Source organism: uncultured Chloroflexus sp. (genome assembly GCF_937129525.1).
GTDB lineage: Bacteria > Chloroflexota > Chloroflexia > Chloroflexales > Chloroflexaceae > Chloroflexus.
This window is the reverse complement of the sequence record NZ_CAKZNK010000066.1, coordinates 1-17107: the sequence shown is the minus strand read 5'-3', so window position 1 is coordinate 17107 and position 17107 is coordinate 1. Positions and strand designations below refer to the sequence as shown.

At 57.9% G+C, this 17107-nt stretch carries 14 protein-coding genes; 6 read left to right on the top strand and 8 right to left on the bottom strand.

The annotated features are described in order from the left end of the window. Positions 1-243: 243 nt before the first annotated feature. Together Q0650_RS07765 and Q0650_RS07760 are read left to right on the top strand one after the other, a co-directional pair. Positions 244-684, top strand: a complete 441-nt coding sequence (locus Q0650_RS07765) for an RpiB/LacA/LacB family sugar-phosphate isomerase (RefSeq protein ID WP_298817580.1) — start codon at positions 244-246, stop codon at positions 682-684. A 147-nt stretch (positions 685-831) separates the two neighbouring features. After that, a complete protein-coding gene (locus tag Q0650_RS07760) occupies positions 832-1686 on the top strand; it encodes an SDR family oxidoreductase (RefSeq protein WP_298817579.1) in 855 nt (284 codons plus the stop codon). Between the two features lie 66 nt (positions 1687-1752). Here the strand turns inward: Q0650_RS07760 and Q0650_RS07755 are convergent, their stop codons facing one another. Then, a complete protein-coding gene (locus Q0650_RS07755; RefSeq protein ID WP_298817576.1) occupies positions 1753-2907 on the bottom strand; it encodes a sensor histidine kinase in 1155 nt (384 codons plus the stop codon). Next, the gene (locus Q0650_RS07750) at positions 2900-3781 is read right to left on the bottom strand and encodes a response regulator (RefSeq protein WP_298817573.1); all 882 of its coding nucleotides are present in this window, start codon (positions 3779-3781) and stop codon (positions 2900-2902) included. The genes Q0650_RS07755 and Q0650_RS07750 overlap by 8 nt, the downstream gene beginning before the upstream one ends. A 435-nt stretch (positions 3782-4216) precedes the next feature. Between Q0650_RS07750 and Q0650_RS07745 the strand changes: the two genes are divergently transcribed. Next, positions 4217-5275, top strand: coding sequence for an HD-GYP domain-containing protein (locus Q0650_RS07745; RefSeq protein WP_298817571.1), 1059 nt, complete (start codon positions 4217-4219; stop codon positions 5273-5275). Positions 5276-5405: 130 nt separating this feature from the next. On the opposite strand, the gene Q0650_RS07740 is transcribed toward Q0650_RS07745, so the two are convergent. From Q0650_RS07740 to ruvB, 5 genes are all read right to left on the bottom strand, one after another. Continuing rightward, the gene (locus tag Q0650_RS07740; RefSeq protein WP_298817569.1) at positions 5406-6032 is read right to left on the bottom strand and encodes an SH3 domain-containing protein; all 627 of its coding nucleotides are present in this window, start codon (positions 6030-6032) and stop codon (positions 5406-5408) included. 90 nt (positions 6033-6122) lie between these two features. Continuing rightward, positions 6123-7067, bottom strand: coding sequence for a DUF3445 domain-containing protein (locus Q0650_RS07735; RefSeq protein ID WP_298817567.1), 945 nt, complete (start codon positions 7065-7067; stop codon positions 6123-6125). Beyond that, positions 7060-8010 (bottom strand): homocysteine S-methyltransferase, encoded by a 951-nt coding sequence (mmuM, locus tag Q0650_RS07730; RefSeq protein WP_298817565.1) that lies wholly within the window; start codon positions 8008-8010, stop codon positions 7060-7062. Before mmuM ends, Q0650_RS07735 begins: the two co-directional genes overlap by 8 nt. Positions 8011-8121: 111 nt before the next feature. Continuing rightward, complete coding sequence (locus Q0650_RS07725) at positions 8122-8883, bottom strand: glycosyltransferase family 2 protein (RefSeq protein WP_298817563.1); 762 nt, start codon at positions 8881-8883, stop codon at positions 8122-8124. Between the two features lies 1 nt (position 8884). Further along, a complete protein-coding gene (gene ruvB / locus Q0650_RS07720; protein WP_298817562.1) occupies positions 8885-9937 on the bottom strand; it encodes a Holliday junction branch migration DNA helicase RuvB in 1053 nt (350 codons plus the stop codon). A 221-nt stretch (positions 9938-10158) separates the two neighbouring features. Between ruvB and Q0650_RS07715 the strand changes: the two genes are divergently transcribed. From Q0650_RS07715 to Q0650_RS07705, 3 genes are all read left to right on the top strand, one after another. Continuing rightward, on the top strand, positions 10159-11598 hold the full coding sequence (locus Q0650_RS07715; protein ID WP_367280804.1) for a deoxyribodipyrimidine photo-lyase: 1440 nt from the start codon (positions 10159-10161) through the stop codon (positions 11596-11598). Then, positions 11591-12439, top strand: a complete 849-nt coding sequence (locus Q0650_RS07710; protein ID WP_298817558.1) for a retropepsin-like aspartic protease — start codon at positions 11591-11593, stop codon at positions 12437-12439. Before Q0650_RS07715 ends, Q0650_RS07710 begins: the two co-directional genes overlap by 8 nt. A gap of 234 nt (positions 12440-12673) precedes the next feature. Then, on the top strand, positions 12674-13774 hold the full coding sequence (locus tag Q0650_RS07705) for a site-specific DNA-methyltransferase (protein WP_367280803.1): 1101 nt from the start codon (positions 12674-12676) through the stop codon (positions 13772-13774). Positions 13775-13904: 130 nt separating this feature from the next. Here Q0650_RS07705 and Q0650_RS07700 read toward each other — a convergent pair whose 3' ends face one another. Next, positions 13905-16901, bottom strand: a complete 2997-nt coding sequence (locus tag Q0650_RS07700) for an aminotransferase class III-fold pyridoxal phosphate-dependent enzyme (RefSeq protein WP_298817554.1) — start codon at positions 16899-16901, stop codon at positions 13905-13907. Between the last annotated feature and the right edge of the window lie 206 nt (positions 16902-17107).

Below are 17107 nucleotides of genomic sequence, written 5' to 3'. Positions count from 1 at the left end.
CAATAGCCAATAGCCCATAGCCGATAGGCGGTAGGGGCGCAGCGATGCTGCGCCCATATGTTGTTGCCGCGATAGTCAATAGCCGATAGGCGATAGGCGCTCTGCGTCCTCTGTGACCTCTGTGGTAAAATCCATAAGCGATAGGCTCTTTGCGATCCCGGTGGTTTCGGTAGTGGATCAATGGCAAGAATCTGGTTTACACCAGAGGCTGTACTGCGATTCCAGAACAATGGAGGGGGCGATATGCGTATTGCTGTCGGTAGCGATGAAAAGAACTATCTGACCGATGCCCTGATCGCCGAACTCAAACGACGAGGGCACGAGTTGATTCTGTTTGGGCCGTTGGCCGGCAATAGCGACCCATGGCCCGATGTTGGGAGAGCAGTTGGGGAAGCTGTCGCCGCCGGTCAGGCCGATCAGGGTATTGTCTGCTGCTATACCGGCACCGGTGTCAGTATCGCAGCCAATAAAGTTCCCGGTATACGGGCTGCCCTATGCCACGATGCGCAGACTGCGGCAGGAGCGCGCAAGTGGAATGACGCCAATGTGCTGGCGCTGAGTCTGCGCCTGACAACGCCAGAGCTGGCCCGCGAGATTCTCGATGCCTGGTTTTCGACCGATTGCCCGCCCGAAGAGCAGGCAACAATCGATCGCTTGCGCTTGTTTGACCGGGCACCTGTATAAGCGTTACCTGTGGTATAGTACAAGAGGTGATATTTTCCAGACAATACCCCGGAACCTCCTCCGGGGTATTGTTGTGACCTGACCACGCTGCCTGTGGCAGTGATAGCTACGCCGCAAAGACCTTTGCGTATTCACAAGGAGCATGAGATGCAAGGCAAAACCGTAATCGTTACCGGCGCCAATTCGGGAATCGGGTACGTCACTGCGCGCGAGCTGGCCAAAATGGGGGCGCGGGTGATAATGGTCTGCCGTTCGCAAAGTAAGGGAGAAGCAGCGCGTCAGCGTCTCATTCAGGAAGCGCCGGGAGCGCCGCAGCCTGAACTGGTGCTGGCCGATTTCGCTTCACTGGCTTCTGTGCGGCGAGCCGCCAGCGAGCTGCTCGATCGCTGCCCGCGGATTGATGTGCTGGTCAATAATGCCGGGCTGTTCGTGTCAGAGCCGATTGCCAGCGCTGATGGTTATGAACTCACCTTCGCTGTGAACCACCTGGCGCCCTTTTTGCTGACCAATCTGCTGCTAGAACGGATTATCGCCAGCGCGCCGGCCCGGATCGTAAACGTCTCATCGTTTGCGCACGTGGCCGGTAATGTCGTCATCCCCCAGATTGCATCGCCGCAGCGACCGAATATTGCGCAGGCATATAGTGACTCGAAGCTGTGCAATATCCTCTTCACCAACGAACTGGCCCGTCGTCTCAAGGGGACTGGCGTCACTGTTAATAGCCTGCATCCGGGAGCTGTCGCAACCAATTTTGCCGCCGATGCGCGGGGCATGTTTGCCTTTTTCTTCCGGCTGGCACGGCCTTTTATGTTGACTCCAGAGCAAGGCGCAGCGACTTCGATTTATCTGGCATCGTCACCTGAGGTAGAAGGGGTGAGTGGGGTCTATTTTGCCCGCAAGAAGCCGGCCAAAACCTCTGCCCGCGCCGAAGATATGCGCCTCGCGCAACAGTTGTGGGAGTTTAGCGAGCAACTGGTACATGCAAAGGTTGCTACCGCGTAAACAACGAGTTACAACGGCGTATCGTTACTGCCAGGGACACGGCACACCGCCGCGTCTCTGGCCTGATCATCCAGTCAATGGTAACCGCACCGTCACTGTCATGCCGACACCGGGACTGCTGTCAAAGATAAGTTGTCCACCGTGACGCTCAACAATTCCACGCGAGATAGCTAAGCCTAGACCAGTGCCGCTGCCATCGGGCCACATTGTAAAAAAGGGTTCACCCAATCGCGCCAGCACCTCCGCATCCATTCCTGGCCCTGTATCGATGATTGTTACGGTAATGGAACTCTCATCACTAGCCGTCTTTACCGTTACGGTACCGGCGTCATTGCAGGCATGCACCGCATTCATAAGCAGGTTGAGAAAAACCTGATTCAACTCGCCGGGATGACAAAGCAATGGCGGCACAGCGCCATATTCCTCCCGAATCACGATACGGGGACCACTGACGGCGCGCACCATGCGCACCGTGCCGGCCAACCCTTCGTTGATGTCGGCAGCCACGCGATCACGCTCATCAGGCCGGGCAAACGCGCGCAGCGCGCGCACGATGCCGGCAATACGTTCGATACCGGTCTGACTTTCGGCAATAGCATCATTCACATCGCGCCAACCACTCTCGTCACCGGGATTATGACGCAAAGCAGGCAACCGTTCGGCCAGAAACGCGAGATTATTGGCGACATAACCGAGCGGCGTATTGATTTCATGCGCGACACCGGCTACCAGTTGACCAAGCGAGCGCATCTTTTCCGACTGCACGAGTTGCGCTTGCGCCGCTTTGAGTTCGGCATGGGCGCGTTCAAGCTGCTTGAGCGCCGCTTCGAGTCGCTGATTGGTCTCGGCCAGTTGCGCGGCAAGCGTGATAGAAGGGCCGAGATCGAGCCCGAGCGCGACCACAGCGACTACCGTGCCTTGCTGATTGCGGATCGGCCATGTGGTATAGCCGAGCAAGAGTGGCGCTGCGCCTGGCCGACGATGATTGAGTTCCCAATGCTGCACGCCACCAGCGCGCAAGGTCTGCTCAATCATCACCTGAGCCTTCGCGATACTAAAGGGATCAAGCAGTGTGGCAAACTGCCGACCGCGCAATTCGTCAGGGGTAAGATTGAACAGCGCAGCAGCCGTAGCGTTGCCTGCGAGTATCTCTCCAGTCGGATCGAGCAGGAATACGACATACGGCGCCTGGATAAAGGCAGACGGCAATATCTCACTCATGGCTTTGAGCTGCCAGACGGATCCGGTAGAAATTGACCAGATGCCCCATCAATTCCAGCAAAATCAGCCGTCCTTCTTCGATGTAAACCGCAATGCGTTGCGGCGTTTGACCGCGACAGAGCTGGCGCAACGCCGTGGTGTGAATTTCGATCAGATCGCGCGGCCCAGCCCAGAGCGATCCAAGCCGCTCGCTGAAGACCCGCAGCCGATCGGGCATCGAGCGCTGATCGTGCAAGCCGCGCTGCTCAGCCGCCAACTCGAGCAGGCTGCGATAGCCGGCAACCAGATCATGGAAAATCTCCGGCGCGCTCTGGGCCAGTTGCGCGCCCATGACCGGCACGCTGACTGCCGGCGCTTCAGCTTCATCCTCCCACTGTACCAGGTCAAGCGTGGTCAGATCACCACTCTGCAACTGATCGAGCATTTGACGCAATATCGACATCTGCGTTTGCGCTTCAGTCGCCGCGCGTCGTTCGTTGACTGCCAGTTGATACTCTTGCGCTAACTGCTCGAGTTTCCGCCGCAACGCTGCAATATCCCAGGGCTTATTCATAAAGCCTTGCACCGAGCCAAGATTGAGTGCCTCGATCAAGGCGGCAGGATCGGTATAACCCGAAATGATGAAGCCGCGCGCGTCCGGTTGCAGTTGCCTTGCGCACGCCAGTAGCTCTACGCCAGACATCTTCGGCATTCGCTGGTCGGTTAAGATAATTGCCACCGGTTGTTGCTGCAATAATTGCAACGCAGTGTCGGCATCGGTGGCAGTGAAGACCGTGAAGCGATCCCGCAATGATCGGGCCAGTGAACTGGTCACATTCGGATCATCATCGACGATCAATATGGCGGGGCGATGCTCATCGCTGGCTGCGTTCATAAATCGCTCCTTCAAAAGCCAGTATTGTCGCCCAGAAGAACTGGAACATCCAGATCGCGCTGGCGGTCATTGAGCATGCTGGCAGATTATTCCCAGCGCCTCTGACTATCACAAACCTCAACAGCTAGCGCATACCTGCCGGCAAATCGGTCTTTGCCTGGAACGCTGATACGCTATAGCAATACAGCATTTGTAATGATTTGGTAATTACAAGTCTGTATTCTAAAAAGAGAGCTTTGCCTGAATCGATAAGCGCTGATCATGAGTCTGCGCACACCACCCCGAAAAAGTTGGTTCCTGAAGTGGTAGCACAGCGCCACTTGCATCATAGCGCCGACCAGCACATCGGTCAAGCATTCTGGTCGGCGTAATCTATTGTATCGTGATAGAATACAGGCTGTATTGACAACTTCAAGTATCTGAAACGCGACAGGTATGCAGAATCATCCCTACAGTGTGCTGGTCATCGACGATGATGTACATATTCGCGAATTTCTCAGCGACCTTCTCAAACGCGAACAGTGTCTGGTGCGCGCGGCTGCTTCAGGGATAGAGGGGATTGCTGCCGCCCAACAAGAATTGCCTGATTTGATCTTGCTTGACGTGATGATGCCGGATCTTGACGGCTTTTCCGTTTGCCGCATGTTGCGCGATGACCCTAAAACCGCCGAAGTGCCTATCATCATGATTACGGCACTCGATGATCGCGAGTCGCGACTGGAAGGCGTTCGGGCTGGCGCTGATGAGTTTCTCTCTAAGCCGGTTGAGCAGAGTGAATTGCGCCTGCGGGTGCGCACGATGCAGCGTATCAATCGCTACCGACGCTTGATCGAAGAACGTGAGCGCGCCGCCGAACAAGAGCGTAAGCTGACCGAACAAGCCCAACAGATGGCGAAAGCGATTGCTGAAGCGTATGACCAGACGTTGATCGGCTGGTCGCGCGCGCTCGATTTGCGCGATCGCGAGACGGAGGGACATTCGCAACGGGTGGCCCATCTGACGATTGCGGTTGCCCAGGCGCTCAATATTCCACCCGAAGAACAAATCAATATGTGGCGTGGCGCGATGTTGCACGACATTGGCAAGATCGGAGTACCAGACTCAATCCTCCACAAACCCAGCCCACTTACCGCCGAAGAGTGGGAGATTATGCGTCGCCATACGACCTATGCTTACGAATTGCTCTCGCCGATTGCCTATTTGCGTCCGGCGCTGGATATTCCCTATTGTCATCACGAAAAATGGGATGGCACCGGCTATCCCCGCGGTCTCCGCGGCGAACAGATCCCGCTGGCGGCGCGCATTTTCGCTCTGGTTGACGTGTGGGATGCGTTGACTAACGATCGCCCCTACCGCAAAGCCTGGTCACGCGAGCAAGCTTATCGGTACATCCGCGAGCAGGCCGGCAAACATTTCGACCCCAATCTGGTCGATCTCTTCTTGTCGATTGCTGCGCCTGATCTGGTTGCTGCCCGCGAGCAGGGAGATCGCTGAGTAGGGGCGGGTTTAAAACCCGCCCCTACTTTCTCACGAAGCGGTTGCCGGACTCAATCGGGGTGTTTGCGCGCTGAACTGATTACTTACCACCGCTTCTTTGTGCGTCAGACACTTCCCAACGCAATTGCTACTCTGCCGGCGCCAGAAAATCTACCGCTACATACCCCTCTAATCCATCGGGAGTGCGCACTGGTCGCCACACATAATCACCGCCGGGCACGTCGTCGCCAATCTGTACAAGCCGGGTACCATCAGGGAGGGTTGCAAGCGGATCATTGTTCCGGTTTGGCTGCGGTCGCAGGAAGAGGCCTTGTCCGCCGGTATTGACCACGACAAACACGCGCGGAGTTGGAACTGGAGTCGGCTCTGGTGTAGCCACCGTATCTTCAGTGCCAGGAACCAGCCCTGAACCGGCTGTCGGTTGAACAAGGGCTGTTGGCTCGGGCGCGCCGAGCGTCGCTTCCCGGCGATCACCGCGCAAAGCGGCAATCGTGAGGAAAGCAATTATCGTAATCAGAACGATGATAGGGATAACGAAGAGCATTCCACGCTGCTGAAGCCAGCGCGGTAACGTTTGCCGGATTGTATTCATACCCGGAGAACCAGCGCCGGTAGCGCGCATCTGTCGCGGTCGCCAGGATGAGCTGGCTGACGTTGCCTCCAGTCGTTCGGTTCGTGGTGCTTCACGCTGGCGCGGCATGCTACCAGACTGGGATTCGGCTCCGGTCGCGCGCCGTTCACGATCATCAGTCATTACCCGCTTCCTCCGTCTGATCTCGTCTGCGACCTATGATAGCATACCTTCACCTGACCGAATGGTTCAACCTCCAACGAGGCAGGAAACTCAATTGTACATACTCCCCCTCATTGCCTGCCAATCCAGATATGTCAATAACGGTTGCAGATACGGTTTAATACCTTTGTATTCCAGAATTGCAGGCTCGACATTGCGCAACAGACTGGCAAACGCTGCTGCCCAGTGCGGATCGGCGGCCAATGTGCCCAGTGGCGTGACATAGGTGCGCACGGTGAACAATACGGCAGGATGGCGGGTAAAGCGCACCAGTGTTTGCCGCTCGACCCGGTAAAAGATGCGCTCACCAGCATTATCCGCAGTAACGGCGGCTTTTTCCCGGTTAAGCATTCCTAACCGCGGCGAGAGATCGAGATCGGGTAACACAGCCAGCGACCAGTTGCGTCGCCAGACCGGGCGCTGCGGTTGCAGACGGGCAACCAGTCGCGCGGTCGCAACGGCCAACTGCTCGCTAAATCCGGGCACCGGCCCGTGAATCGCTGCCAGCGGTAAACCCATTTTATCGCCGATGCACCAGCGGTTGGGGAAGCAGAGCTGTCCGGCGATCAGAGGATGGCCGGCTTCTTCATCCACTCTCATCAGCAACAGGTCTTCCTGAACCTGCCGACCGAGCCAGTCGATTGGCCACAGATCAGGCATATCGCCAATCTGGATGGTTTCTATCTGCCCCAGCAAACGGTTCTGCCAGTGCAGATGATCACCGTTGCGCCAGAGGCTAAACCAGTGCGGATAGGCGCGCGCAAGTTCGCTTAGCCCCCACTCAAGCAGTTCCCACTGCGCCGGCAAACTTTCAGGATAAGCCTGCACATAGTATGTGTGATCGGCTTTCAGCAGAGCCTGTTTGAGGCTTAGCTCCGCGTGATAATGGTTGGGATCGACGTGAAATACCGGCGCGCCGTGCAATGGGTAGGAACCAACGCGCAGCACTTGCGCAGGAGGGATTGTGAAGGGATCGAATGGCCATGCCTCAACCATACTGCACCTCGCTGGCGGCCCACCTGGCCAGCGCCCGAATATGATCGGGCGTTGTGCGGCAACAGCCACCAATCAAGCGTGCCCCGGCAGCGTACCACTGACGAGCCTGGGCTGCAAAGTTATCGATCTCGGCAACGCCGATCCAGCACTGAGCTACCGGATCGTAAGCCTCGCCAGAATTGGGGTAGACGACAATCGGTTTGGTAGTTACTGAGCGAATAGCGCCGATCAGGTCGGGAATGAAACGCGGCGCGGTACAGTTGATGCCGATTGCCGCCACCTGAGGATGATCGGCGATTGCAGCCACACAATCTGCAATCGGTTCACCCTGGGAGGTGTGACCGCCATCGCGGGCGCTAAAACTGATCCACGCTGTCAGATGGGGAAATTCAGGCAACAGTTCTGTCAGAGCCAGCGCCTCATCGAGACACGGAATTGTTTCGCAGGCAAAGAGATCGGGCGCAGCGGCAGCCAATATCGCCATACGCGGACGATGAAATTCGATCAGGTCTGCCGCCGACAACCCATAGTTACCACGATATTCTGAACCGTCGTGCAGAAAGGCGCCGTAAGGGCCAATCGAGGCTGCCACCAGCGGACGAATCCGCCCCACCCGGTTGGCCGGCTCAGCCCAAAAGGTATCGCGCGCAGCGCGAGCCAGCTCAACCGAACGTTGCAATAGTTCAATTGCCTGCGCCTCACTCAGGCCACGGGCGCGAAAACCGGGGATGGTTGCCTGGTAACTGGCTGTAATCGCCACATCAGCGCCAGCAGCGAAATAATCGGCATGCACGGCCTGAATGAGCGCCGGGTTCTCGATCAAGACCCTGGCCGACCAGAGCGGATCGGCCAGATCGCACCCACGCCGTTCGAGTTCGGTTGCCATAGCCCCGTCGAGAATGAGCAGCGGACGCTGCCTGAGTGCATCGGCAATCGGATCCATAATCTTTCCCTGCTATCAGTCAATAGCGCTCTATCTCGATTGGGCGAGACAGCATAGCGCAACTTGTCGGCTGTTACCTGGCGCTGATTTGAGCGGGCAGCGCCGACCGCTTCACTTTTGCCGTAACCCCCACAGCATACAGAACTTCACCACTTCGTGCCAGGCCAGTGTCGCGCAGAGAAACAGACCCAGCCAGCCATCTCGCCATCCGCCGAGCTGGAAGTAGCGACGAGTGAACTCACGCGCCGGCGCGCCGATCAGATTGCGCAGCCGTGTCCGTCGTCCGGCACGGTAGAGCATTATTGCTTCAGCCAGCGCGTATCGCGCCTGTTTCTGCCACAATTCATCAAGACGCTCAATATTGAGATGAAGCAAATGACCGTGCAACTCGCCAATTGCTCCCTGGACTGTCGCCACTTCGTGAACGGCCACCCCCTCATCGTAGCTGGCTGCATCGCGTCGCAACAAACGCAACTGGAAGTCGGGATACCAGCCACCGCCGCGCAGACGCCGACCAAAGAAGAGGTTGTAACGCGGGATCCGATAACCGGCAATAGTGGCAGGCGGGCCATAATACATCAGCGTTGCAATCTCGCTAAACAATTCTGGAGTCAATCGCTCATCGGCGTCGATGAAGAGCACCCACTCGTTGCGACAGTGTTGCAATGCCCGGTTACGCTGGACACTGAAGCCATACCATGGCTCGATCAACACGCGCGCGCCATGTTCGGCGGCAATCGTGGCCGTAGCATCGCGAGTCTCTACATCGACAATCACCACAACATCGTCACTCAAACCGGCAATGCTCCGTAAACAACCGCCGATGTGACGCGCTTCATCACGGGCGATGATCGCAATTGAGAGGATCGTCATACTAAAATAACGTTCCTTGTTGCGCTCCGCTATCGTCATCGGAAGGCAACGCTCGTTCAGGGAAAGGCAACCCAAGATGTTCGTAGGCGCGGCGCGTGGCGATGCGCCCGCGTGGGGTGCGCTGCAAGAAACCGAGCTGCAACAAGAACGGTTCGTACACGTCCTCAATCGCATCGACCTCTTCGGCCAGCGCCGCCGCTAATGTGCTGAGGCCGACCGGACCGCCGTTAAACAGCTCGATGATTGCGCGGAGCAACCGGCGGTCATTTTCATCCAATCCCAGCTCATCAATTTCAAGCTGAGCCAGCGCCGATCGCGCTACATCGAGGGTGATTGTGCCATCGGCCACTACCTGAGCATAATCACGCACACGACGCAGAATCCGGTTGGCGATCCGAGGTGTGCCACGCGCGCGTCGCCCGATTTCGCGCGCGCCTTCCGGGCTGATCGGCACTCCCAGAATGCGCGCTGACCGGCTGACAATTTCGGTCATCGCCGCATCTGAATAAAAGACTAACCGATGCACCGACACAAATCGATCACGCAACGGCGAAGTCAACAGCGCCAGCCGAGTCGTTGCGCCGATGACGGTAAAGCGGGGCAAACTCAGCCGCAAACTGCGCGCGCCTGGCCCTTTTCCCACCACCAGGTCGAGGGCAAAGTCTTCCATCGCCGGGTAAAGCACCTCTTCCACGGCCCGATTGAGGCGATGAACCTCGTCGATGAATAGCACATCGTTGGCCTGCAAGCTGGTCAGGATGGCGGCCAGATCACCGGCGCGCTCGATTGCCGGCCCGCTCGTGATCTTGATTTTGGCCCCCATCTCATTGGCAACAACGTTGGCGAGCGAGGTCTTGCCTAACCCTGGCGGCCCGTAGAAGAGGGTATGGTCAAGCGATTCGTTGCGGCCACGAGCGGCGGCAATCGCAATCCGCAATTGCTCGACGACCTTCTCCTGACCGATAAACTCGCTGAGCGTGCGCGGACGCAGGCTCTTCTCTACCTGTTGGTCGTCGCTATCTGAATGGGGATTGACCAGCCGCTCGGCGCTCATGCCCTTCCTTTCCGCCAACTTTCGCACAGGTGTACGTATCTGAGGCTGATTATACCACGCCGCTGTAGGTGAAAGTAAACGCGGCGCAATGGATACCTGCTCCGCCTGATGATGCCCTGCATGCCGTCAGCGCCGGCATGTTGGTCATTCTTCATCATCGAGTCAGTCCAACCGGGTATAATGAGAGCAATGAGACTTTTATCGTTACGATCGAACGCTGTATGCTCATTCACTGGTTTCGGCGTGATCTGCGCTTGCGCGATAATACTGCCCTCTTGAAGGCTGCTGAGGCCGCTGGCGGCGCAGTTGTACCGGTCTTTATCTTCGACGACGCCATCATCCGCGGGCGCTTCGCCAGTCCAGCGCGTACCCAATTTTTACTTGACAGCCTGGCTGCGCTCGACGCTGAACTGCGCGCGCTCGGCTTATATCTTGTGCTACGGCGCGGAGAACCCTTGCCGACTTTGATCAGACTCTTGCGCGAAACCGGCGCCGGCGGAGTGATGTGGAACCGCGATTACACGCCCTATGCCATCCAGCGTGATAGTGTCATCAAACGCGAACTGCGCGCTGCCGGTTATCGCGCCGAAAGCTGCAAAGACGCGGTGATCTTCGAGATGAATGAAATTGCGACCGCTGAAGGTCGGCCTTATACGGTCTATACTCCCTACGCCAAACGCTGGCGCGCCCGCTTTGCGAGTGATCCCGCGCATGTGCAGGGAATGCCCCGGCTTGTCGCCATCCCTTTGCCGGCCAGTGAGCCGTTACCGGCGGTGACCGATCTGCTGCCTGACGCGCCTGTAACCCTGCCCCGTTTCCCTACTGGCGAAACCGTTGCCCTCGATGCGCTCGAACGATTCGTTCGTGGCCCGTTAGCCGACTACGCAACGGCGCGCGACCTGCTCGCCGTTCCTGGCACCTCGCGCCTCTCGCCCTACCTGCGCTTCGGCGTCATCTCACCCCGTCAGTGTGTGGCTGCGGCGCGGGCCGCGCCGCCCGGACCCGGTCCAGAGAGCTGGATCGGCGAGTTGATCTGGCGCGATTTCTACGTGCAGGTGCTATACCACTTCCCTCACGCCCTGCGCGGTAGCTTCAAACCGGCCTTTGATCGGATTGCCTGGCCGAACGATCCGGAACTCTTTGCCGCATGGCAAACCGGTCAGACCGGTTACCCGATTGTTGATGCGGCAATGCGCCAGTTGCAACAAGAGGGCTGGATGCACAACCGCGCCCGCATGATCGTCGCTTCCTTCCTGACCAAAGACTTGCTGATCGATTGGCGCTGGGGTGAACGACACTTCATGCGCTGGCTGATCGATGGCGACCCGGCGGCAAACAACGGCGGCTGGCAATGGGCAGCCGGCACCGGCACCGATGCCCAACCGTACTTCCGCATTTTCAATCCGGTCAGTCAGGGTCAAAAATTCGATCCCGATGGCGTGTATGTTCGCCGCTACCTGCCCGAACTGGCCCGCGTGCCGACGCGCTACATCCACGCGCCACACACTATGCCAGGCGCCGAACAGATCCGGGCCGGCGTGCAGATTGGACGCGACTATCCGACACCGATTGTCGATCATGCGACCCAACGCGCGCGCGCCCTCGCGCTCTATCGAACGGCTTCCCGCCCCAATGATGCGGCCACGGAGCAGTATGCTTGACGATCAGACCCGGCTCGAATTTCCGGCCAGTGGCATGGCCGAAGTAGAACTGATCTGGCAACCGCTCGTCGCGCGTTGCCGGGCAGCCGGCCCCGGCGGTCGTCCACTCATCGTTTTGATCGATACCGGTACCGACCCCTCGGCCATCGATCTCTCGCTGGCTCGCCGGCTCGACCTGCGTCTCGGCGAGTTCGCCCTTGGCTCTGACGCGGCGTCTGACACGGTTCCCTTCACCGAAACAGTGCTACCGTGGCTACGCCTCGGCGACCTGACCTTGCGCAACCTCTATCTGATGGCAATCGATCTGTCCCACGCTCCCTTTCCCGTTGACATCGTGCTGGGTTACAATGTGTTGCATCAGCTTAATCTGACCATTGATTACGTCAACCATACCATTCGACTCTGCCACTCAGACCTCATGCCACCGCCGCCTGGCCCGTCTGGCGCAACTCTCCCCTTGCGCTTCTTCGAACATTTTCCGGCCATCACGGCACATCTTACTGCGCCACAACCTATCGAACTCCTGCTCACCATTGACACCGGTTCAAACGGCGCGCTCACGCTGAGTCCCGATCTTGCCACCCGGATCGGGGTTCATCTCGGTCACGTGCAGGCTGATACCGGTCACGGATTCGCCGCTGCCGCGCCGGTGGCGCGGGGAATCACCGTTGATCTCCAGATCGGGCCATTTTGCCTGCCAGAGGTTGAAGTTGATGTCCCGGTCACAAACCACGGCGATCTGAGTCGGCGTGGACGCGCTAATGCCGGCAACCGATTGCTTAGTTGCTTCCGGCGGGTAACGCTCGATTACCGGCGCGAGGTTTGTATTCTGGATCGGTGATGTATGCGCCAGCGACAGGTGAAGTGAACGGGATACTGTTGCGTCAATAGAGATATGTCACTCTTGTCGGCGTTTGGGCAACGATGCCAACCGACGATGAACACCTGCCGCTATCCTGACTGCAAGCAGTCAGCGTCTCGGTACACTGATGCGACAGGTTCAATCAGTGCTATGATACGCAACAATACGCTTGAACGACTCGCAATAAACGCTGACCCGGAGTGTATGAAAACGATGGCTCTGCCCCTGAACCAGATTCTTGAAGGCGATTGTATCGAGGTGCTTGCCAAGCTACCTACAGCATCCGTTGATCTGATTTTCGCCGACCCACCGTACAACCTGCAATTGCAAAACGAGCTGCACCGTCCCAACATGACGAAAGTGGATGCCGTGAATGATGCGTGGGATCAGTTCGTTTCGCTTCAGGAGTATGACGAATTTACTCGTCGCTGGCTGGCCGCCTGCAAGCGTGTGCTGAAGCCAACCGGCACAATCTGGGTGATTGGCACCTACCACAACATTTTTCGGGTTGGCGCTATCATGCAAGACCTGGGGTTTTGGATCCTCAACGATGTGATCTGGATCAAGGTTAATCCGATGCCGAATTTTCGTGGCGTGCGGTTCGCCAATGCCCACGAGACCCTGATCTGGGCCAGCAGCGGCAAACATGCCCGCTATACGTTTCATCATCATGCGATGAAGGGGTTCAACGACGAGAAACAGATGCGCTCTGACTGGTGGATCCTGCCGCTGGCAACCGGCGCCGAGCGCGCGCGCGACGAGCAGGGCCGCAAAGCGCACTCGACCCAAAAGCCGGAAGCGTTGCTGTACCGAGTCATTCTCTCTTCCAGCAATCCGGGTGATGTTGTGCTCGACCCGTTCTTTGGCAGCGGCACAACCGGCGTGGTCGCGAAACGGCTCCACCGTCACTGGATCGGTATCGAACAAGAGCGCGCGTACATTACCGTTGCGCAGCGACGGATTGACGCAACACCGGTAGAGCCATTTGATCCCGCGGTATTTGACGTATCAGACAAAGCCAGATTAGCCCCGCGGGTTGCGTTCGCTACCCTGGTCGAAACCGGCTATCTCCGCCCTGGGCAACGGCTCTATCTCAACAAAGAGCCGGGCCGGTTTGCCACCATCAAACCCGATGCGCGCCTGCGCACTGCCGATGGGTTTGAAGGGAGCATTCATCAAGCCGGTAGCTATTACATGAACGGCGCGCCATGCAATGGCTGGGAGCACTGGTATATCGAAGAAGATGGCTGTCTGATCAGCCTTGACACGGTGCGCGAGCGGTATCGGCGCGAGATGGGTCTCTCCAACGAGTGATCAGCGTTCGTGCTCAGTGGTGATCATCATTCAAGCCGGTCGGCGTGACCAAACGCTTCACCGTTCTGATGGTGTTGCCGAACAATGTGTCGCGCGACCGGCCAGGCAAAACAACATCGGGAATGGTCAATCAATGCGCATCTTCCACCTGGCGCGCGATAAAACTCTCGTTGAGGATCGCGTCAAACCGCTCTAACAATAGCGTTACCGCCGCGCGATCAAATGTGAGAGGCGGACGGATCTTCAGCACATTGTCGGCGGGGCCTTCCGTACCGATCAGCACCCGTTCAGCGCGCAGGCGCTCTTTGAGATAACTGGCCGCAGCAGTGGCTGGCGCGCGCGTAGCGCGGTTGGTGACCAGTTCTACGCCGATGAACAACCCCATTCCACGCACATCACCAATGATAGCGTGCCGGCCTTGCAATTCGCGCAGTCCGGATAGCAGCTCGTTGCCGATAACAGCAGCATTGTTCATCAATCCTTCATCATCGATAATCCGCAACACTTCGCGGCCAACGATACACGAAAGGGTACTGCCGCCGAAGGTCGAGAAAAATTCGATCCCGTTGTCAAACGCCTGAGCAATCGCTGCCGTTGTCACGACAGCGCCAATCGGATGGCCATTGCCGAGTGGCTTCCCTAGCACGACAATATCAGGCACAACCTCCTGCGTTTCGAAAGCCCAGTAGTGGGTGCCCAACCGACCCAAACCGGTTTGCACCTCGTCGGCGATGCAGACGCCGCCGGCAGCACGGATGCGACGATAGACTGCGGCCAGATAGCCGGGTGGCGGCAGGATCTGACCGGCAACACTTGGGAAGGTCTCGGCGATGAAACCGGCCAGTTTACCGCCGCGCGCAGCAATCCGTTCGAGCGCACTATCGACTTCGGCTGCATAACGCTCACCGTCAGCACCATACGGGCCGCGATAAGGATCAGGCGCCATCACCACTTCAACCCAATTCGGTTTGCCGCTACCGGCAGGATGGTTGAATTTATATGCCGAAATGTCAATCGCGCCGGTGGTATGGCCGTGGTAACCGTGGTCGATGGTAATCATATCACGTCCACCCGTCGCGGCGCGCGCCAATCGCAGGGCCAGCTCATTGGCTTCGGAACCGGAGTTGACGAAAAAACACACCTCAAACGAAGACGGTAGCTTCGACAACAGCTCACGGGCAAAGGCGATCTGGGCCGGATGCAGATAGCGCGTATTGGTGTTAAGCATACGCAACTGGCGCGCCGACACGGCCTGAATGCGTGGATGGGAATGACCAACATGCGGGACATTATTGTAGGCATCGAGATAGGCGCGACCGTATTCATCGAACAGGTAATGCCGCCAGCCGCGCAAGAGCGTACACGGATCGCGATAACTCAGCCGCAAATTACCGGCAAAATAGCGGCGGCGCTCACTGAGTAACGCAGCGCTATCAAGCGGACGGTACGCAACCCGATCATCTGGCAGATTAAGCAGCGCCGCCGGATTGGGACAGATTGCGCTCCACCACGCCCACTCTTCAGGCTGGGCAACGCCAAACCAGTGTGGTTCTATGGCGCGCCGATCGAGAATGAGTTGAAAATGGAGATGTGGCTGCCAGCCACCATTGTTCGGTACATCGCCCAGCGCAGCAAAGAGTTGCCCGGCAGCCAGCGATTGGCCGGGTGAAAGAGAATTGAGACAGATCGAATCAAGATGACCGTAGAGGGTACAGAACCGGTCTCCCGCCGGAGTCTGGTGCTCCAGCACGACCAGCCAGCCATAATCGAGCGGATCCGGCAGACGTTCGATAACAACCACCACTCCCGCCAAAGGAGCATAGATTGGCGTACCTGGCGCGGCAAAGAGATCAACGCCGAGATGAACAGTGCGGCGTTCGGCAAGTGGATGCGATCCGGCAAAGAATGTCGGCGCCGTGTAGATCAGGCGTGGTTCGCCGTAGCGACCGACACTCACACTCTGGCCGGTTGAGGCAACCAGCGTTCCAGCTTCGCTCACCGCAAGCGCAAAGGGATCTTGCGGCAACGGCATTTCACCGGCAGCCAGACTCACCACCGGTGCGTCGCTCAAATCACAACCCAGCACTGACGCAAAACGTCCCCGCTGTTCGTCAATCCAGGCCATCACGCGCGCTGCGGCATCGCTGACAGACATTTCACAAGCAACCCGCAGCCGGCAGGCTACGATGGTGGCATCAAACGCCGCTGTAGCGGTCAGCAAGCGCCAGGCAGGCCCGGTCGAAATCGTGACATACGGATCTTCAGGCCGGTCGCGCTGCATCAGCGCCGCATTGATCACACTCACTGACAGTCGGGCACGCACCAATGGCCAGATCAGTTCGATCTCGGTTGGAGTGAGCGGCCAGACGGCGTGATAACCGGCAACGATCTCGGTCAGCGCGCGCAACGGATCAGGCTGGTCGAGTATGGCATAAGCAGCCGCAATCGCCAACTCACAAATGCGCGGCGCAGCGCAAAGATCGCCAAAGTCGAGGATGCCACTGAGGAAGCATTCGCCGCGTGCCGTCGCCGTCACCAGCAGATTGTAGTCGTTGAGGTCATTGTGAACTGCAGTGCGCGGCAGTGAGAGTAAAACCGGCTTGATCTGAACATATTCGCGCAGAGCTGCATCGACAATCGCGCGACGATCAGGGTCGGTGATGGTTGCGGCAGCGGTTATTGCCCACTCAGCCTGCAACAGATTCCACTTGAATGGACGGCCGAGTGCCGGGTGGAAAAAGTCAGCCAGAGCCTGATCGAGCTGCGCGGCCCGGCGCCCTAGCTCAGTGCGCAAAGCGGTCAGGTGAGGGCGAAACGTGGCATAATGCTCGCCTGGCAACGCCGTGATCAGCCAGACAAGCCGATCATCAACGGACACGAATGGTTCGCCGCTCACAGTGCGCACCAATCGCGGTACTGGTAGATCCGATGCAGTCGCGCGAAGATGTTCAAGCGCAGCACATTGAAGCTCAACCAAAGCCGGATCGCAATCTGAACGCATGATTTTGAGCACGTAGCGCTCGTTGTTATGGGTTGTGACGAGAAAATTGAGATCATATTCACCCGGCAGTGGTGACAGTGTACCGTGAATGTGGTAATGGCGGGCGAGGGCTGCTTGCCAGGACATAGCGAATGCTCCACATCATCTGAATTCCAGTTAACGCTATGATACGCGAGTCTGGCGCGTTAGCAACCCTATCAGACTTCCCGATGGTGTGGCACCGATCCTGTCACGGGCATGATGGTGGGGCATTGCATGTCAACAATCATTGTCATTGGTGACATCCCCCGCATCACCGTGATCGTCGTCGTCATTATCGTCATTATCGTCAT